This window comes from Bradyrhizobium oligotrophicum S58, from assembly GCF_000344805.1.
Taxonomy (GTDB): Bacteria; Pseudomonadota; Alphaproteobacteria; order Rhizobiales; family Xanthobacteraceae; genus Bradyrhizobium; species Bradyrhizobium oligotrophicum.
In genome coordinates this window covers 1,786,565-1,804,719 of record NC_020453.1, presented here as the reverse complement: position 1 = coordinate 1,804,719, position 18,155 = coordinate 1,786,565, and the positions used below count along the sequence as shown (strand labels likewise).

Here is an 18,155-nt window from a genome sequence, read left to right as displayed (position 1 = left end):
GCGCGCGGGATGCCAGGTGGCACGGCGATGAAAAGCCGCAAAGCCGCCATGATATCGATCATTTCGAGTCAAAAGCGCCCGCTGTTTGCGCTATCAAGCCTGTCCCAACCGCAGTATTCTGAATTTCGGGTTTGACGGTTTGCGGGGACCGCCGGCTCGATCTGGATCGATCCCGCGGAGACAACGGATGGCTAAAGGTACGGTCAAGTGGTTCAACCCGACCAAGGGCTACGGTTTCATTCAGCCCGCGGCCGGGGGCAAAGACATTTTCGTCCATATCTCTGCAGTGCAGAAGGCCGGGCTCACGACCCTCAATGAGGGCCAGACGATCGAGTATGAAGAGATCGCAAACCGCGGCAGGAGTTCGGCCGAGAACCTCAAAGTATAGCGGACGACGTGCAGCGCCATTCCGCTCGACGGCATTGCGGCGCGCAACGTTCCCCCACCCAAGCCAGCGTAAGACGAGACCAGGCAGGAGCGGTGCCCGCTCCTGATCATATCTTTGTTGTTTGTAGTTTCAGCTCCCTCCCCGCCATTGCCTCGCCCGCCAGAGATGAGTCAAATGGCGACCGAACCGCGCAAGAAACAAAATTCCAGCATGCGGAAAGCAATGAACGGGAGCGACGCTTCATGGACGACAAAGGCATTTTCCACGGCCTGAAGGTGCTGGACTGCGCGAGCTTCATTGCAGCGCCTGCAGCGGCGACCGTTCTTTCCGATTTCGGCGCCGACGTCATCAAGATCGAGCCGCCGGGCGCCGGCGATCCCTACCGCAACCTGCCCAACCTCCCGGGCTATCCGCGCAGCGAGCATAACTACGCGTGGTATCTTGAGGCCCGCAACAAGCGCAGCATCGCGCTCGATCTGTCGAAACCCGACGCCCAGGCCGTGTTGCAGCGGCTGGTCGGTGACGCCGATGTGTTCATCACCAACTTCCCGCCTTCAGTGAGAGCCAAGCTCGGTCTCACCTATGACAAGCTAGGCCCGCTGAATCCACGGCTGATCTATGCGTCGTTCACCGGCTACGGCGAGAAGGGCGAGGAGGCGGACAAGCCCGGCTTCGACAGCAACGCCTATTGGGCGCGTTCGGGGCTGATGGACCTGGTGCGCGCCGACGAGAGCACCACGCCCGCGCGCTCCGTGGCCGGCATGGGCGATCACCCCTGCGCCATGGCGTTCTACGGAGCCATCGTCACCGCGCTCTATCAGCGCGAGCGGACCGGCAAGGGCAGCCACGTCGCCTCCAATCTGATGGCCAACGGCGTCTGGGCGGCCTCTGTCCTGGCCCAGGCCAAGCTGTGCGGCGCGACCTTCGTCGAGCGGCGGCCGCGCGAGCGGGCGCTGAACGCGGTGGCCAACCACTACAAATGCCGGGACGGCCGCTGGATCATGCTGTCGCTGCTCAACGAGGAGAAGCAATGGCCGATCCTCGCCCGTTGCCTAGGACGTGACGACCTGATCGACGATCCGCGCTTCGTCACCAAGGCGGACCGCCACGCCCGTTCGATCGAGCTGATCCACGAATTCGACGCGGTGTTCGCGACCAGGCCGCTGGCCGATTGGCGCAAGATCCTCGACGGCAGCGGGCTCGTGTTCGGCGTGGTCGGGATTCTCGACGACATCCCCGGCGACAAACAGATGATCGAGAACGAGGTGCTGGTGCCGTTCGAGAACGACACCATGCTGACGGTCAACAGCCCGATCTGGATCGACGGCCAGCGCAAGGTCGCGCCGCGCAAGCCGCCTGGCGTCGGCGAGCACAGCGACGAGATCCTGCGCAGCGCCGGCTTCGACGACGAGGCCATCCGCGGCCTGCGCGCGCGGGGCGCGGTGGCGTGAACTATCGCGTCGCGATGAAGCACATGCCAAACCGCGTTGCCGGACCGGTCTGACAGGACAGGTTGGCGGCGCAGGTCCAGGTCGAAAAGCTCTTGTCGTTGTCCGCGGCCTCGGTGCGGCCCGCATAGCAATGCCCGCCCCAGCCGTCATTGTAGACGGTGCCGGCGAGCTCATCATTGCCGCGCAACTGGGGACGGCTGGCAAAGCCGCGCGAGAAATCCGGCGCGCGGCCTTCGCTGATGGCGGTGAGGATGTCGCGGCGGCGGACCTGGTCGCCGAAGAAATGCGGCGAGCCCGGTACCACCACCGTGTTGGACGGCTTCTCCGCCATCCAGTCGACGCCGGGGAAGTGGAAGCCGCCGATGCCGCGGGTCTGATGACAGCCGCCACAGCTGGAATCGTTGAGACGGCGCTCGAAGCCGGCGACCGACTGGATGTTCTGCAGCGCGATCCCCTGCGCGGCCGCCTTCTCCAGCGCTCCGACCACGTCGCTCTCGGTGAACACAGGAGCCGGTCCGCTCGCCTCTCCCTGCACTAGGCCGTAGGCCGGCAGCAGATCGGAGTTGACGAAGCCGACCGGCGTCGGCGCCACCGCCACCTTGGCCAGGAACTTGTCCGGGATCACGGCCATGCCACGGTCGAGCTCGCCGAGATGCACGGGATCCAGCAGCCACCCCTTGAACTCGCGCGCCAGCGCTGCATCCGCCAGCAGCCGGTCGCGGTCGATCTGATCCTCCAGCACGGCTTCCTCGAAGGTGCCACTCGCGGCCTGATAGTCGAACACCTTCATCATGTAGTCGGTGCGGAAATCGCGGATCGCCGATTTCGGCGCATGCGCGATCTGCAGATTGGTCTCGATGCGGTGAATGTTCTCCGGCCGGATCAGCGCCAGCGGCCCGTCCGGCGCCATCAGCTTCTCCGCGAGCGCAGCGCCTGTCAGCTGCAGGTCCGATGTCGCCAGCCAGCGCTTGGCGATCTCGGCGCAACTGGGCGCATTGGCCTTGGCCTGCTCGTCGCTGCGCGCCTTGAGCACGATGTTGAGGGTCATCGGCAGCCGCGGCGAGGCGATCTCTCCCCCCTTGGCCTCCGGCGGCGCCTTGGCCTCCGGCGGCGTGGTGCGCGTCAGGCGGTACAGCAGCCGGACCTCGCCGCAATGGGCAGGATCGACGAAGGCACGATCCATGCGGTTGACGACGCCCGCCAGCACGAAGCGCGCATCGGGCGAATCCAGCACGGTGCGATCGAACAGCTGAAACGCGTAGGACGTCCCGACGCCGATGCTCTCGTTCGGCAGCGACGCCTTGTGCTTTTCGACATAGCGGTCGAGGTCGACGTCGAGCGCCTTGCGCACGGGCGTCATCGATGGCAGCGCGAACAGCGCGGCGTCGGTCAGCGGCGCATCGCTCGCGGGCGTGAGCATCCGGCCGAGGCCGAACGGTCCCTTGTCGAGCTCACGCAGCGCGAATGGCTCGAGAACCGCAGCGCCCCGCTCGATCGGCGCGCTCTCGTCCGCATGCGCGAGCGCGCCGGAACACAGCAGCAACAGGCCCAACACCGACACTCGCAAGACCTGCCTCCTCTTTCGCATCGATCGCGCGAACCAGGTCATCGGCCCCGCCGCACGCCGGCTTGCTACTGAACGAAAATAGCCGAAAGGCGGCGTATCAGGGCCATTGTGCGACGAGGCGCCTCACGTCGCAGTGAGGCGCCTCGTCGGCTTCATTCAATGAGATGGGTCGTCAGCGCGCGACGACAAGCCCCTTGGTGGTGAAGACCACCCAGCGGCCGTCCTGCTTGCGGATCGCATCGACCTTGCCGAGTCCGGGCACGGGATCGCCGGCATAGACCTCGTAGAGGCCGCCGCGGCCCTCGATCAGCGCTCCGCCGCGGCCGACGTCGCGCAGCACCCAGCCATCGACCACCTTGGGTTTGGCGGTCTCAGCCCGGCTCGCCTCGGCCCTCGCCGCCTCGGCGCGGGCGGCATCGGCACGCGCAGCATCGGTCCTGCTTGGCTCGGTCCGGCTGGCCTCGGTCTTGGCCTCGGTCCTGGCCGGCTCGGTCCGGCTCGCCTCCTGCCGGCTCGCCACGCCTGCCGGCGGCGCCGCCGCATTGATCGCGCCGACCGCCTGAGGCACCGACGCAGCGTTGTCGCGAGCGGCCGCCTGCGAGGTCGCCGAAGCCTGTGCGGCGCGCAGCCGGTCCACGGCCTCGCTGAGCCGCTGCAGCTCGGTCGGCTTGCCCGAAGACTTGGTGGCGAGTTCGCCCAGCACCTTCTCGAGCCGGTCGAGACGTTCGGCAGACTTGTTCAGCTCGACCAGGCTGGTCTGATTGGTCTGCTCCAGGCTCGCCTTCAGCGCGGCGACGTCATTGTCGATCCGCGACACGGTCGCGGCGAGCGTCCCGTCCGTCGCGACGCCTCCGGTGCTCTCGGCCACGCCGCCGCCGGAGCGATCGACCAGGGTCATCGTCACCAGACCACCGGCAACGCCACCGACCACCATCGCCAGCAGCAGGATCGCGGCCGCAGCCGGAAGGCCGGGCCGGCCTGTGACCGGAATGCGGGACGACGCGGCCTTGCCCGGTTGCGGTGGCGGCAACGCCGCACCGGCGCCAGTCGCGCCGGCCGCCGTCGCGGCAACGGGCGGCGCCTTGGCGGCCGCACCGGATTTGAACGGCTCGGCCTTGAACTTGGCCCTGAACTTGGCCTTGGCCCAGGCAGCGGCCCTATCGACCACGGCCGCGGCCGTGACCGCCGTGCGAGCCGGTTCGGAAACCACGACTGGGCGCTTCAGCGGAGCTTCCGGCTTGACGGCTGGCTCAGGCTTCACAGGCGGTTCGAGCTTCACGGACGGTTCGGGCTTTGCGGCCAATTCCGGCTTCACGGACACCTCTGGCTTGGCCACAGCTTCTGGCCTGGCCACGGTCTCTGTCTTCGCCACGGTCTCCGGCTTCGCGGCGGCCGCCGGCTTGCTCGGCGCGTCCGGCTTGATCGGCGCCTCGGGTTTGGACGCGGTGGTCGCCATCGGGCCGATCTTCGGAGCGTTGGTGGCCAGCGCCGACAGCTTGGGCGTTTCGACCCTGAGGAGGTCGCCCGCCACGGCGGTCTTGATCGGCTCCGACTTGACCGGCTCGGTCCTGATCAGATCCAGGATCGTCGAAGGCGGCTTGGGAACGCTCTGGCCGGGCGTGCCCTGGCCGACAGAGGCCTTGAGCTGGTCCGCCTTGGCAACACTGGGCTTGATCGCATCGGTCTTGATCGCCTCGGCTTTGGCCGTCTCCGGCTTGACCTTGTCGGACCTGGTCTTGTCGGACTTGACCAGGTCGAGCCGCTTGGGCTCCGCCTTGCCGACCTCCGGCTCCAACGTCGCCTGCCCGGCTTTCGTGACGTCAGCCTTGACCGGCTCGACCTTGGCCGCCGCGGGCGGGCTCTCAGGCTTGGACTCAGACTTGGTTTCGGCCCTCGCGGCCTCTACGACGACCAGCGCGGGCTTGGCCTCGGGCGCCACGGCGGGAACGTCGATGACCGCGGCTTTCTCGTCGAAGCTGGGCCGATCGGCCGCCGGCGCTTCGTGATCGGGCGAGATCATCGCCTGTGCGACCGGTGCGATCGCCGGCACGGCGTTATCGGTAACGTCGGGGGACGCGGAGGTCTTCGGCGCCGTCTCAGCACTGGCCACGCCAAGGCTGGTCTGTTCGGCCTTTTGCTCGCTCACGTTCAAGTCTCCAGATGACGTTGAGCCCTTGGTAACCTTAGTTAGCGTTTGATTGATTGCCAAAATCTTACTTTTGAAGGGCTTACCTGAGTTTTAGGGATTCATCCGGGGCGGATTTGCGCCGACAAAGTGGAGCAGATGTGGCAAGCGGTGCCCGAATAATCATCGCTCGGTGCCCCGCGCGGGTCACGCAGCCGTTCGATCCCGGCCGGCGGTGACGCCGTCGCCGATCTGCTCGGCGGACAGCACAATGTTGTCTCGCAGCGCAATTGCGCCCGAGGTTTACGGGGGTCGTGCCCCTCCTTCGATCAGAGGGCGCAGGGAAGGCCGAGCCTCGGCTGAGGCCCGTGGCCCCCGTGCGGAAAAATTGCACGGGGCAGGAACCACAGGTACAGCCGGAATGACCCGGCCTTCCCTGCGCGATGGTTTTACGGCTGCTTCGTAGTCTCCCCGGTGCGCCGGGCTTTCTGGTCACCGTTCGCGACAACGCGCTTGCGCGCGTTGCGCGGGACATCGGCATCGGGATGCCAGGACCCTACGACTTGACCGTCCGCACCAGACTTGCTCGCCGGCCCGCGAGATGCAGAGCCCCAAGCCCGATACGTCCACCGCTCCCCGCTGCTACGCCTCGTGACGATCGGCCGAAACGCCCCTCTTCATCGCGAACGGGATGGCCGGGATCATCGAGGTGATTTGCCCGACGTGGCAAGCCCAGCGCGTGCGACAAACTGGCTCGACGGGCAGTTGGCGCATGACGGGGATATGGGAATTGCCCGTCGGGCAGGAACGGAGGGAGAGAAGGCCTTGCCGTGGAGCGTCACCGTAATTCCACAAGCGCATTCTGGCTTACTGGTTTATGGGGGCGATCGCGAGGCCGATCTAGGGCGGTCGCACTGCCCCTCGGGTTGGTCATCTAAATTAGCGGTTGAGGGATTGTTTTTTGCTCTCCAGGCGATAGCATAGAGGGCATTCCAATGAAGCATAACTCGGAATTATGCATGCCTTCCGACCTCCCGATAAGTGACGGATGCATCGACGAGATTGAGAGGGAGGGGTTTGCGATCCTGGAAGTCCCGGGTGCATTCCAGGATCTCATAAAGCCGGCCTTTGAAGCCGGAGATCGCTTCTTTGAGGCCGATCTAACAAGTAAGCTTCGCGACCGACTTCCTCTTGATAACGGCTATCGTCCCTACGGGACTGAATACTCCGCCTCGAGCAGTCACCTCGATGAGGTCGAATCGTTCACGGTGAGCTACCGTGTACCCAGCCCAGAGAGAAAGCTGTCTACACTAGCAAACTCGCTGCACATTGCGATGCTGCCAGTCTTCGACAGCTTTGAGCGCGTAGCAGAAGACATTGCCTCAAGACTCGCAGTCCGATTTGGAAACTACGACAATCAGACAGATCTTCTCGGCTCGTTCAAAAAATGGTCCTTGCTTCAATTCAACTACTCGCGGCCATCTCTCACGAAAGCTGACTTTATAAATGACTTACACGAGGATGGTTGCCTTCTTACGGTTATGTCAATCGCCGAAGCGGGCCTCGAACTTCAATCGGGAAGCGATTTCAGGCCAGTAACGCCTTCGGGACGACATATTCTAGTCATGGCGGGTGAAATTCTGTGGCTTATGACGGCCGGAGCGATCAGCCCAGCCTACCATCGAGTTCGAAAGATTGAATCGCACTCAAGCCGCCGGTCAATCCTCTTCTTTGCCGACATGAATCCAGCGCGATGTCGCCCTTGGCGACTATCTGACATCAATCGAAGCGTGAACATTGGCGAACGAGTGCTGAAGAACTCTGAGCGCTTCGGTCTCTCGGAATGGATTTCCGATCAATAGCGGCCATCGGATCACTACGCCAAGCTCAACGCCTTAGTCTCTGGTAGGACTGGCCGCCCCCGTCCAATTTTCCTTTGCTTACCCGCGTTCCCGCCCCAGGGCAGATCACACAACTGCTCCCAGTTCGGAACGCACGCGAGTCGCCGAATAATTTCGTCGTGGGAAAGTGCCAGCGAATACAGTCTATAGCGATCGCGTCGAGCTAATGTTCCGGGCGCCAGCTGAAGTTTGAATCGCTGCAATAGCTTGTCACCTTCCTCTGTCGCAGCCAGCGCAAATACCAGAGGGTTTGAACGCCCATAATGCCTATCCAAATATTTCAGAAGCGCCCAAACGAGAACGCTCGCACTGCGCCGGCCGAGGTACGAATCAGGTTGCTTGGCGGCAATGCCGGAAACAAAGAGATACTTGCACGTTTTCATCTCCGCCGGGGAGAGAACGTCCTCATGTGTGATCTGACTTTCCGTGACGTTGCCTCGCAGAAGAGACTCTCCAAATGTCTCGCGCAGCGGAATGACGTCGAAATACCCCATAAATTGACCCTGAAGGTCCGTCAAACACGATAGAATGAGAGAGTTCTTGACGCGGAGTTGCTCGAACGTTGCCGCCTCGATTGTAATACTACCCGAGTAGCATTCTTCAGCAAGTTCACTTGCCTCTGTCGCTAGCTTGATATCACACGGGCAATGCAAAATGTACGAAGTGGGCTGCTCCGCAGGCCCGATAACATCGTCGACCGCGACTTGCGGGATTCCAAGCTTCCGAAAGTGGAACGTCCCTGACAGAATAAATGCCACGAGGGTTAGAGCCGATGTACCTAAAAGTCCGAAATGGACATCGACGATTCCCAGAACAGCAGAGATACTGCCGATGATAGCAACCGTGGTTGCTAGCATGGGCAAGAGCGCGCGCTTCTTGAGCGCCAGGAGTATCAGCCGACGCGCTTTTCCCATAGGATAAAATCCTGGCGATACCAATGGTCCGGTATGGTACAAATCTGCCGGAATCCATTACCAGCAAGTATTGCCTTCGACTCCGCATTGTCAGTCCGTGAATCGCACCATAGCTTGTGCGTTCCCGTTAAGAGCGCGCGTTGATCGAGCGCTTGCAGCAGCCGATCACCAATTCCTCGCCTTCTATAGACAGGATCCACGCCAAACCAAGACAGCCAGATCGTCTCATCATCCAAATTGCTTATGGCGAATCCAACAAGGCTAGTATCGAAGCGCGCGACAAGGATCGAGCTTGAATCTGTTGACGCACTCTGACGAAGTCGACCGGCGGAGTAATTAGATATCGCCGAGGCCTTTGCTCTTTCATTGTAGTACGGCAGTGCGTCGACAATCGTTCGGAACAAGGCGCTGACGCGCTCCGGTTCGTCGCTATCGTAGGCTATCGACATTGGTGCAATGACCAATTCTGCAACTGCGATTGCGTGCTTCAGGATGATAATTCCGAGTTATGTGCCGTCGCTGAGGCGCGATCGCTAGGATCGCGGTCGCGCAGTTAACCAACCTAGCCGGTACAACCCTACGGCGCTGACGTAGTCTTGAACCAAAATGTAGGGTGCGAGCGTTGGAGGGGTGCCATGCGCATCAGCAATGCGGCGGACGAATTTCTGCGATACTGCGCTATCGAAAGGCAGCTCTCCCCGCACACGATCGCGGCGTATACGGCAGACCTCAAGGAGTTCGGCCGGTTCCTGCGAGAAGATCCGCTTGTGTCTTCAATCAATGAAGACACGCTCGCGACATATCTCGTAGACTTGCTTGAGCGCAGGAAGCTCGCACTCGGTACGGTCCGGCGTCGATTTGCATGTCTGCGGGCGTTCACAAGACGGCTGGCCAAGACTGGAAGCCTTACAGATCCCTTTGCGAAATGGCAGCTCCAGCTTCCAAAGCGTAAAAGATTGCCGCGATCCTTGTCCCGACCCGAGGTATCGATGCTTCTGGCAAGCTTTCCCCTACCAAAATTAGGAAGCGCTAAAGCCTCCCACACGTTTGTCGCAGCGCGATTGATGATCGCGACGGGAATTCGGGTTGGAGAGTTATGCCGAATATCGATTCAGGACGTCGTGGCCGATGGGGGAGCGATCCGCATATACGGGAAGGGTGCACGGGAGCGGATGGTCTACATATCGGATCCCTCGCTCCGAGCTGATCTCCTTGGGCTTCTGGCATGGCATCGTGAGAACAGACGTGTTGCCGGAAATCTATTTCTCAACCGCCGAGGCGCCGCACTAAGACCTCAATCGATGCGGCTCGCGCTGCGTCGTCAATATGAGCAGAAGAACGGACGCCGGGTTACACCGCATATGCTCAGGCATACTGCTGCAACTCTCTTGATGGAGCGCGGCGTGGACATCCGGTTTGTTCAACGGCTGCTCGGTCATTCGAGTATTGCGACCACCGAGATTTATACTCATGTGTCGGACGAGGCACTGAGGTCTACGCTCGAGCGAGCAGACGTACTCGGGTGTTTAGCCGCTTGAGTGCTTAGCTAAAGAAGACGGCGATATAGATGAACTACGGTGACTGTCACCGTAGTTCTCCCTGACCTGATCCAGCCGCACATCGCCAGACAGCGGAAATGCGTTGTTTTCAATAAGCAAGGACGCCGTCCAGGTTAGCAGACCCCGAAAATATCAAAGGTCTGAACCCAGATTTTTCATCTGTAGTCAGCGTCCTTGAAAAAACCCATCGTTGTGGCTGCGCCACTTTTTATCCGACAGCCACGAATAGTCCTGATCAGGCATGAGTGGCACAGTTTTCACGATCTCTCTGGAAATCGGAAGAAAGAAGCTCGACCGATCCTGCGTCACTTTGAGCGATTTGATCGGCACGACGATGCTGTCCTTACCCGTTGTGAAAAAGCCGCCAGAAGCGACGATCGCGTAGTCTCGGCCATCTTTGGTGCCGAAAACGATATTTCTAACCTCGCCGACAATTTTGTCGTCGGAGCTGCGGACCTCCGCTCCGATCATTTCGTCCGTCCTCAAGCCGGGGGTGAGTTCATCAATCCTTGAAAGCGGCCTCGCTTCTTTCTTGTCACGACTGCCCTGCGCCGCTCCGCGTTTAACTCTCGGCTCGCGCGCCAGGTTTTGCTTATCGGCCTCTTCCTCGTCATTGCCGCCCAACGAGCCCATCGGCGGCCCGGCTATCAATTCGCGGATGTTTGCCAGAAGACGCTCGCAGTCCTCCTGACGCCCGTAGGATCGGAGCGTGAATGCGGCATCCCGCAAACTTCTGAGATCGCGAACCGACTGACTATTGGCGGGACCACGCAGCTTGGGATTTTGCTGTATGGCTTCTTCCAGCTTGGCGTCGGCGATCTCACACTCCGCCTTGGCGCTTGCGGCTCCAATGGTTGCGAGAAGGATCGTCATTACCAGCGCGCGCAATTTAATCGTTATCATTTGACTGATCCGAAAGGCGATAAGATCTCGTTTGCGCTCAGTTCTCGAGCCTGTTCAACATACTTGAGAACCGGATCGACGACTTGGCTCAAGCTTTCGCGATGATTGAGCTGAGCGGTACATCCAGCGAGTAGATCAAACCGGCCGGTTCATAAGAAAGCTGCACCTGGCCATGCAGCTGCTGACCGAGGGATTGCATCATGCGCGTCCCGAAGCTGCTTCGCGTAGGCGGCCGAACGGGCGGACCTCCGCGTTCCGTCCACGTCAGGCAAAGCCGCTGCTTGTCCTCATCTATCTTCCAAGCGACTTCCACGCTGCCAGCGGGGGTTGATAGTGCACCAAATTTTATCGTGTTGGTGCAAAGTTCATTGAGCGTCATGGCGAGGGCAATTACGGCACTCGAAGCCACCTTGATATCCGGCCCATTGAAGTGGAACCGTCTGTTTCCCTGACTGTCGAACGGCTCGGTTGCGCCGCTCACGGTGCGGGTAAGGCTGGCATTCGACCAACTGACTTGCATCAGCAAATCATGCGCGCGCGATAGCGCCAGCAACCGGCCTTCCATGGCCTTTTGCCCATGCTCGATGCTGGTCGTGGTCCGAAAGCTTTGCGACGCGATGGCGCTCACGGTCGCGAGATTGTTCTTTATGCGATGATGGAGTTCGCCCACGATCAGCTTCTGCAACTTGTCTGCGGCATCGCGCTCCTCTGCATCGATTGAGGACTGCGTGAGCAAGGCCTTGGCATCGATATTGGCCTGCTCAAGCAAGAGGCGAAGGCTATCGTTCTCTGCGGAGAGCGCGGCCTCCTGAGCGGATATTCGCTCAAGTTCGATCGCCTCCGGGCTGTAGCCGTTCTTATCTGTCGGCAACAGAGACGCGTCTGGAATCGTCGTCAGTGCGCCCGCACCGACCATCGCCTGCAGTTCGGCGATCATCTGGGCATTGCTTAGCGGCTTGCCAAAGAAGCGGCTGTCTTGGGGCCTATCTGCGTCGGAAGGCTCAACTTGGCCGGAAACCAAAATGATCTTGATGGCGGGCCAGCGGTCGTGCACCGCGTGGGCGAGCTTCAGCCCATCCATGCTGCCGGGCATCTGAATATCGGTAAAGAGGAGCGATATGTCAGAGCGCGATTCGAGAATAGAGAGCGCCTGGTCGGCGTCGACGGCTTGCACGGGAGAGAACCCGGCATCTTCCACAATATCCACCGCCCGCATACGCAGCATCATTTCGTCCTCGACAACGAGGACTTTTGGCATTTCAGGTGAATCGGTGGCCATGCAAACCTTGGAAAAGAGGGAAGAACAGTGCGTTTCACGGCATCGCCATGAGTTCGCGTCGGCCGGTTCAGACGTCGTACGAAGCCTCAGTTCGCAAGTGGGCACTTATCAGACCGTTGTCTTCAGACGCGCTACGAAGCATCGTATGCTGGACGATGGTCGTTTTCGGCGCCTTAGCGGTCGGCCGTCACCAAGCGAGCTTCCGCGATCTTTCGGCTTGAACTCGTATTTTGCAAACAGGAGGTGGTGAAGTTCGGCCATGTCTGCGCCAGGCAATTGACGGACGCAGTCCTGATTGCCAGCCGGTCTCCCTTGGCTAACACGGCGACCTCTCTCGCTTCGAGCTTGGGTGCAAAACCGGGCAAGGCAATTGCCAGCGTTCCCAGAAGCGCGAAAGTTCCGAGGGCTGCGAATGAATTGATCATTTTGATTTGCTGCCCCAGGTCGTCTCGATCTCTCTACTCACGGAGATCATGTTGACAACCACCACAACAAGAAGTTGTTCCAGTTCCGCAGCCCCCCGGCGTTGGCGACTGGGTTGCCAATAACTTGCCGATTGGACGCGTGAGGCCCGCTAATTGGGAAGGCCCGGAATCGCGGACGCGTTGCTCGCTTCCGAAAAGGCCCCTCGGCCAGACGGAACAGATGCGACGCGCGGCTAAACCTGGGCAGCCCTTCTCTGCTGATCGGAGGAACAGGCACTGTTGCCGGGGCCGGCGGCAGGAGACGACCGAGGCAACCGGTCTTAGCCAGGCGATGGAGGTGATGCGGTCTTCCGGAAAGTGAGCAATATTATACAACTCTGCACGGAACGAAGGCCCCCATCATCGCTTGGTTCCACGGCAGGTGCATCGATAATGGCCATTTCTACAGATAGGCGGCTCGTTGTCCTTGTTGTCGAGGACGAATTGCTGCTCCGAACGAACGCGGCGGAAATGATCGCGGACGCAGGGTTCGACGTCGTTGAAGCCAGCAACGCGGACAAGGCGATTGCTATCCTGGAAGCGCGCCCGGATATCCATGTCGTCTTTACCGATATCCAGATGGCCGGATCAATGGATGGGTTGAAGCTCGCGCACTTCGTGCGTGGCCGCTGGCCGCCGATCAAGATCATCGCGACTTCAGGACATCATGCGTTCAAAGAAGCCGATTTACCGGAGGGCAGCAGATTTCTGCCTAAGCCGTATGGCTATGACAGCATCTCCTCGATACTCCGCGAGCTAGCCTCTCAGATCTTCTAGTTCTATCTAAGGGATTTCTGGTTCCCAGAGACGCGTCCTTGAAACACACGCGACACTGGGAGCCTTACAGCGGCGCTACCAATTCACCGCGCAACCAGCCCGCGATCGTTTGCGATTTCATTGGATCGACGAATCCGACGACCCGCTGATGAATTTCTTCACAGGCGGGGCATTTGAACGTTCGGATACCAAAATCAGACGTACCAGGCGTGATACGTGCCAAGATTGTGGGTCTCCGGCACTTGGGACATAGTGGCTCGGACAACAGGCTCATGACGTTACTCCCCTGGGCCGGACCTGAACACGTTGCTCCCAGTCACCGATGGAGCCTGCGACTGGCCAGTGATGGGGAATAGCTTTGACCCTCGCACTCCAACATGCTGATCAATACAGATCACTTCTCGGAAAAGTTAACCGGCGGAAACCCGCCAAGAGGTGGTCAAGACTGACCAGGGGTGGGCTACGGTGACAGTGCTGGACTGCACCCCTCAAGTGAGACACGATAATTTCGGTGACCTGCTCCATCTGCTCTCCGGCCAGCGCGACCTTGCGAAAATTGTGCGCGTCTGCGTTGGCGCGCAAGGCGGGGTCATCCAAGACGGGATCATCCAAGGCGGGATCATCGTCGGCAGGGGCCGGCAACGGCTTCGTGTCCGATTCGATCATGTGCCCGTTGCAGGCGGCGGAGGTCAGTTGATCGAGCGTCGATCGTCGGAGGAGATGCAAGCCGACGCTATTCAGCAGGACATTCAATGCGGCCGCATATGTTACAGACATCGTTATTCCCAATGCGGCGGCTGCAATGGCCGCTACTAAACTACCTGAAATCGTCGGAAGAAAATCTGGGTTACCCCAAGTCAGCGACGGCAACACTAGGCGCGCCCGCACTACAATCAAGAATTGAAACATGGAACTGGGTGGTGGGCGGATTCCAATTTGAAGTGCAACATCCCATACATATATCGAGGGGAGCATTGGACGCCACTACAGCCAATTGAGCACGGAGGTGGAGGATTGAGGTGCAAGCGACTCGGCTGAGGCGCTATTAAGTGCACTCCAGTCGGTCACCGTAATTCAAGGGCGAAACTGACTCCAGCAGGCAGTGCCGAGGTGTGCGTGTTCTCGTCGTCAAAAGGCCCTGCCGACATCAACCAGACGAAGATTGCGGGGCGCAGACCGATGCGCCGCGCGTGAAATTTCAATCGTGGGGGTTTGGATGGCCTGCAATTGGATTGAAGAAGACGTGCTGAGATTAATCCAGAAGCTACAATCGAACTCGGATTGCTGGAACGCGTACATTGTTGGCGAGACGCGATATAAGGCAATAGAGCCGCGAGTGTCGCAATGGATACTAACGGAGACGCGCCTTCTTCATCCAACCGCAAGCTTCAGTGAGATGACTGAACTCAAGGTTCTTCTCCGGAACCACGTTCGGTCAAAGCTTGGCCTGGATAACTAGGTCGACGGCGAATCGATGAACGTTGTCTATTCGGACCGCAACTCGTCGAGCTACGACTACGAAGGTTCCTCAGACGCAAAAAGCCGTAGACGCTGAATACGAGCGAGGCGGCGGTCCTCACCCCGCCCCGACCACCCGCTGCAGGACCCGCGCCGGCTCGGACCGGTCATCCGACAAGCCATCCGACACCCAGGCGATGAACTGATCGGGGCGGATCAGAACCAGCTTCGCCTGATACTTCTCGCGTCCGCCCGCGGGCGTATCGCTGATGACCTTGAGCGGCACGCCGAGATCGGAGGCCGCGCGGGCGAAGGCGATCCCGGCATCGCCGGCGCCGAGCTCGATCAGGGTGAAGCCGGAGCCCAACTCCTCGTACACGTTGCGGCCGGTCGACAGCACCTGCGGGGTGAGATGGTGGCCGGCGCGCGCCGGAAAAGCGTGGCGGCCGACCGCGCTGCAGAGGGCGCCGTCGGGACCGTGCACGATAGGCGAGCCTTCGTAGTGCGGCTCGAACGCGTTGACCTCGGCGCGCGCACCGGAGCGGCGCTCCTCCCATCCAGCTTCGAAATCGGCGAGATCGCGTGCCGGATCATGCCGGCGCAGGAAATCGCGATCGACGAAGATCGACTGCTCGATGAAATCGCGCGCCGTCGAGGCGAACACCGGCTGGCGCTCGGCGCTGTAGCTGTCGAGCAGGCCCGGCCCGCCCCAGCCCTGCAGGGTCGCGGCGAGCTTCCATGACAGATTGGCCGCGTCCTCGAAGCCGCTGTTGATCCCATAGCCGCCATAGGGCGGATGGCTGTGCGCGGCGTCGCCGGCGACGAACAGCCGTCCCTGGCGATAGCTGTCGGCGACCGCGAAGCGGAGATCCCAGAAACCGATATGGTCGAAGGCGACGTCGAACTCGGCGCCGGCGGCCTCGTGCAGGAAGCGCTGGAAGTCGAAATTGTCGCGCGTCGTGTCGGCGGGCACCGGCGCATGGAAGAACCAGGTGGTGCCGAGATCGACGCGCCCGAAGAACTTCCAATAGCCGTCGAGCTCCGGATGCAGCACGTTGTAGAACGACTTGCCGGGATAGCGTTCGAGCAGCTGGTGCAGCCCGGTCGAGCGGAACACCAATAGCACCATCAGCCGGTCGTGATCGGACTTGGTCTGGGTGAGGCCGGCCTGCTCGCGCACCAGCGAGCGGCTGCCGTCGCAGCCGACCACGAAATCGGAGCGCAAGGTGCGACGGTTGCCGTCGGCATCGACGATGTCGGTCTCGGCGCCGAGCTCATCCTGGCGAACAGCCGTGGCGGTCCAGCCGATCAGGGTGGTGATCGCCGGGATCTCGGCCGCGCGCTGCCGCAGCACGGCCTCGGTGGCATATTGCGGCAGCCGCTCATTGTCGGTGTAGTAGAATGGCCGCACCAGCTCACGCTGCAGCCAGTCATGGGCGATGCCGCTCAACAGCGTGCGGTAGGTGGTCATGCCACCGATGCCGTATTCGCGACGGATGGTGCGCGAGGCGCGCAGCGCATCCTCCGCGCCCCAGAAATGGAAGTGCTCCATCGTGCGCTGGGTGAGGTTCTGCCCCTTCGGGATCGGCACCGGCGCCAGATGGCGCTCGATGACGACGGATCTGATGCCGCGCAGGCCGAGATCAATCGCGAGGCCGAAGCCGACCGGCCCTCCGCCGACGATCACCACCGGTGCTGTCGTATCTGCTTGCTTCCGCATCCGGGTCCTCTTCGGCTACCAGTCCCGGCGGCCTTTCTCCCAGCCCAGGTGCAGGAGCGTCAATAGTCGATATCACGGGAACTAATGAGGCTGGTCGAAGACCCCGCGGCAGCCGGCGGGCTGATGCCGCAACGCATTTGCATCTCCGTGCTACGCGTTCCGCTTGAACGTCATCTCATTATGCGAGATCGTTCGTGAAAATCATAATCAGCATCGCCCAAGGGGAAGGACACGCGGATGGAGATCGACCGCAAGCAGGGATCGTCGCTCGCCGAGATCGACGTGCCCGCGCTCATCGACCGGCTGCCCATCGGCAAATTCCAGATCCGCGTGCTCCTGATCTGTGCTGCGGTGCTGTTCGTCGACGGCTTCGACACCCAGGCGATCGGCTATGTCGCGCCGGCGCTGGCGCAGGAGTGGAAGCTGACACGCGGCGCGCTCGGGCCGGTGTTCAGCGCCGGGCTGTTCGGACTCATGCTCGGCGCGATCGCCTTCGGGACTCTCGCCGACCGGGTCGGGCGCAAGCGGATCATCGTGATCGCCACTGCCGCCTTCGGCCTGGGCACGCTGGCGACGGTGCTGGCGCAGGATGCGACCTCGCTGATCGCGTTGCGCTTCCTCACCGGTCTCGGCCTTGGCGGCGCGATGCCGAACGCGGTGGCGCTGACCTCCGAACTGGCGCCGCATCGGCGCCGCGCCACCATGGTGATGGCGATGTTCGCCGGCTTCTCGATCGGCGCCGCGCTGGGCGGGCTGCTCGCGGCGGCACTGATACCCGCCTTCGGCTGGCGCGCGGTGTTCCTGGTCGGAGGTCTGGTGCCGCTGCTGCTGACGCCGCTGCTCGCCGTCTCGCTGCCGGAGTCGATCCGCTATCTCGCGCTGGCGGGCGGCCGTGACCGCGACGTCGCTACGCTGCTGCGGCAGGTCGACCCGACGCTGCGCACCGCTGATGACACCCGCTTCGTGTTGGCGGAGCCGCGTCTTCCCGGCCTGCCGGTCGCCCATCTGTTTGCCGAACGCCGCGCCGGCACCACGCTGCTGCTCTGGGTCGTGTTCTTCATGAGCCTGCTCGACCTCTATCTGCTGTCGAACTGGCTGCCGACGGTGCTGAACGATCTCGGCGTGTCGGTGTCATCAGCGGCCGCGATCGGCGCCATGCTGCAGGTCGGCGGCGTGGTCGGCACCTTCGCGCTCGGCCGCATCATCGACCGGTTCTCGTTTCGCGCGCTCGCCCTCACCTATCTCGGCGCCGCGATCGCGGTGGCGGCGATCGGCGTGAGCGGCCACGCGATTGCGCTGGTGACGATCGCGATCTTCGCCGCAGGCTTCTGCATCGTCGGTGGCCAGATCGCCGCGAATGCGCTGACCGCGACCTATTATCCGACCGCGATCCGGGCCACCGGCATGGGCTGGGCGCTCGGCATCGGACGCATCGGCTCGATCGTCGGACCATTGATCGGCGGCGCGATGCTGGCGAGCCATGTCGACGTCGAGACGCTGTTCGTCGTAGCGGCCATTCCGGCGCTGGTGGCGGCCGCGACGGCGCTGCTGCTGGCGCGGATCGTGTGATGCAAGCGAGGACCCGCGACCGATGCGGACACGTCTCCCTCCCCGGCCGCCCATGACGCCGCGCGGCCAATGACGACAAT

Annotated in this window: 15 protein-coding genes; 6 read left to right on the top strand and 9 right to left on the bottom strand. The window is 61.7% G+C overall.

From position 1 onward, the window contains the following. Nucleotides 1-187: 187 nt before the first annotated feature. Nucleotides 188-388 (top strand): cold-shock protein, encoded by a 201-nt coding sequence (locus S58_RS07630; RefSeq protein ID WP_006609369.1) that lies wholly within the window; start codon nucleotides 188-190, stop codon nucleotides 386-388. Between the two features lie 242 nt (nucleotides 389-630). Then, complete coding sequence (locus tag S58_RS07625; protein ID WP_015664690.1) at nucleotides 631-1,839, top strand: CaiB/BaiF CoA transferase family protein; 1,209 nt, start codon at nucleotides 631-633, stop codon at nucleotides 1,837-1,839. Nucleotide 1,840: 1 nt separating this feature from the next. On the opposite strand, the gene S58_RS07620 is transcribed toward S58_RS07625, so the two are convergent. Both S58_RS07620 and S58_RS07615 read right to left on the bottom strand, forming a co-directional pair. After that, nucleotides 1,841-3,427: a hypothetical protein gene (locus tag S58_RS07620; protein WP_042340616.1), complete on the bottom strand. Its 1,587-nt coding sequence runs from the start codon at nucleotides 3,425-3,427 to the stop codon at nucleotides 1,841-1,843. A 151-nt stretch (nucleotides 3,428-3,578) separates the two neighbouring features. Further along, entirely contained in the window at nucleotides 3,579-5,552 is a 1,974-nt protein-coding gene (locus S58_RS07615; protein ID WP_015664688.1) for a hypothetical protein, read from the bottom strand. Nucleotides 5,553-6,550: 998 nt separating this feature from the next. Between S58_RS07615 and S58_RS07610 the strand changes: the two genes are divergently transcribed. Beyond that, complete coding sequence (locus tag S58_RS07610; RefSeq protein ID WP_015664687.1) at nucleotides 6,551-7,393, top strand: 2OG-Fe(II) oxygenase family protein; 843 nt, start codon at nucleotides 6,551-6,553, stop codon at nucleotides 7,391-7,393. 14 nt (nucleotides 7,394-7,407) lie between these two features. Here the strand turns inward: S58_RS07610 and S58_RS07605 are convergent, their stop codons facing one another. Both S58_RS07605 and S58_RS36220 read right to left on the bottom strand, forming a co-directional pair. Next, entirely contained in the window at nucleotides 7,408-8,346 is a 939-nt protein-coding gene (locus S58_RS07605) for a hypothetical protein (RefSeq protein WP_015664686.1), read from the bottom strand. Next, nucleotides 8,325-8,795, bottom strand: coding sequence for a GNAT family N-acetyltransferase (locus S58_RS36220; RefSeq protein WP_083938525.1), 471 nt, complete (start codon nucleotides 8,793-8,795; stop codon nucleotides 8,325-8,327). Before S58_RS36220 ends, S58_RS07605 begins: the two co-directional genes overlap by 22 nt. A 186-nt stretch (nucleotides 8,796-8,981) precedes the next feature. Here S58_RS36220 and S58_RS36215 point away from each other — a divergent pair, with 186 nt between their 5' ends. Then, on the top strand, nucleotides 8,982-9,884 hold the full coding sequence (locus S58_RS36215; RefSeq protein ID WP_083938523.1) for a tyrosine-type recombinase/integrase: 903 nt from the start codon (nucleotides 8,982-8,984) through the stop codon (nucleotides 9,882-9,884). A 186-nt stretch (nucleotides 9,885-10,070) separates the two neighbouring features. On the opposite strand, the gene S58_RS07600 is transcribed toward S58_RS36215, so the two are convergent. From S58_RS07600 to S58_RS07590, 3 genes are all read right to left on the bottom strand, one after another. Further along, nucleotides 10,071-10,808 carry a PRC-barrel domain-containing protein gene (locus tag S58_RS07600; RefSeq protein ID WP_015664685.1) on the bottom strand — a complete coding sequence of 246 codons (738 nt, stop codon included), beginning with the start codon at nucleotides 10,806-10,808 and terminating at the stop codon, nucleotides 10,071-10,073. An 88-nt stretch (nucleotides 10,809-10,896) separates the two neighbouring features. Then, nucleotides 10,897-12,087, bottom strand: a complete 1,191-nt coding sequence (locus S58_RS07595) for a sensor histidine kinase (RefSeq protein ID WP_042338935.1) — start codon at nucleotides 12,085-12,087, stop codon at nucleotides 10,897-10,899. Nucleotides 12,088-12,260: 173 nt separating this feature from the next. Then, complete coding sequence (locus S58_RS07590; protein WP_042338931.1) at nucleotides 12,261-12,512, bottom strand: hypothetical protein; 252 nt, start codon at nucleotides 12,510-12,512, stop codon at nucleotides 12,261-12,263. Between the two features lie 432 nt (nucleotides 12,513-12,944). Between S58_RS07590 and S58_RS07585 the strand changes: the two genes are divergently transcribed. Further along, nucleotides 12,945-13,328 carry a response regulator gene (locus tag S58_RS07585; RefSeq protein ID WP_015664683.1) on the top strand — a complete coding sequence of 128 codons (384 nt, stop codon included), beginning with the start codon at nucleotides 12,945-12,947 and terminating at the stop codon, nucleotides 13,326-13,328. 384 nt (nucleotides 13,329-13,712) lie between these two features. On the opposite strand, the gene S58_RS07580 is transcribed toward S58_RS07585, so the two are convergent. Both S58_RS07580 and S58_RS07575 read right to left on the bottom strand, forming a co-directional pair. Further along, nucleotides 13,713-14,198: a hypothetical protein gene (locus tag S58_RS07580; protein ID WP_144058271.1), complete on the bottom strand. Its 486-nt coding sequence runs from the start codon at nucleotides 14,196-14,198 to the stop codon at nucleotides 13,713-13,715. Between the two features lie 706 nt (nucleotides 14,199-14,904). Next, on the bottom strand, nucleotides 14,905-16,506 hold the full coding sequence (locus tag S58_RS07575) for an FAD-dependent monooxygenase (protein WP_015664681.1): 1,602 nt from the start codon (nucleotides 16,504-16,506) through the stop codon (nucleotides 14,905-14,907). 237 nt (nucleotides 16,507-16,743) lie between these two features. Here S58_RS07575 and S58_RS07570 point away from each other — a divergent pair, with 237 nt between their 5' ends. Further along, nucleotides 16,744-18,075 carry an MFS transporter gene (locus S58_RS07570; protein WP_015664680.1) on the top strand — a complete coding sequence of 444 codons (1,332 nt, stop codon included), beginning with the start codon at nucleotides 16,744-16,746 and terminating at the stop codon, nucleotides 18,073-18,075. The last annotated feature ends 80 nt before the right edge of the window (nucleotides 18,076-18,155 follow it).

Bases quoted from the DNA above. Each gene is read 5' to 3' on its own strand.
- S58_RS07575 (WP_015664681.1), bottom strand. From the start codon at position 16,506: ATGCGGAAGCAAGCAGATACGACAGCACCGGTGGTGATCGTCGGCGGA.
- S58_RS07630 (WP_006609369.1), top strand. From the start codon at position 188: ATGGCTAAAGGTACGGTCAAGTGGTTCAACCCGACCAAGGGCTACGGT.
- S58_RS07600 (WP_015664685.1), bottom strand. From the start codon at position 10,808: ATGATAACGATTAAATTGCGCGCGCTGGTAATGACGATCCTTCTCGCA.
- S58_RS07570 (WP_015664680.1), top strand. From the start codon at position 16,744: ATGGAGATCGACCGCAAGCAGGGATCGTCGCTCGCCGAGATCGACGTG.
- S58_RS07625 (WP_015664690.1), top strand. From the start codon at position 631: ATGGACGACAAAGGCATTTTCCACGGCCTGAAGGTGCTGGACTGCGCG.
- S58_RS36220 (WP_083938525.1), bottom strand. From the start codon at position 8,795: ATGTCGATAGCCTACGATAGCGACGAACCGGAGCGCGTCAGCGCCTTG.
- S58_RS07620 (WP_042340616.1), bottom strand. From the start codon at position 3,427: ATGCGAAAGAGGAGGCAGGTCTTGCGAGTGTCGGTGTTGGGCCTGTTG.
- S58_RS07590 (WP_042338931.1), bottom strand. From the start codon at position 12,512: ATGATCAATTCATTCGCAGCCCTCGGAACTTTCGCGCTTCTGGGAACG.
- S58_RS07605 (WP_015664686.1), bottom strand. From the start codon at position 8,346: ATGGGAAAAGCGCGTCGGCTGATACTCCTGGCGCTCAAGAAGCGCGCG.
- S58_RS07585 (WP_015664683.1), top strand. From the start codon at position 12,945: ATGGCCATTTCTACAGATAGGCGGCTCGTTGTCCTTGTTGTCGAGGAC.
- S58_RS07610 (WP_015664687.1), top strand. From the start codon at position 6,551: ATGCCTTCCGACCTCCCGATAAGTGACGGATGCATCGACGAGATTGAG.
- S58_RS36215 (WP_083938523.1), top strand. From the start codon at position 8,982: ATGCGCATCAGCAATGCGGCGGACGAATTTCTGCGATACTGCGCTATC.
- S58_RS07595 (WP_042338935.1), bottom strand. From the start codon at position 12,087: ATGGCCACCGATTCACCTGAAATGCCAAAAGTCCTCGTTGTCGAGGAC.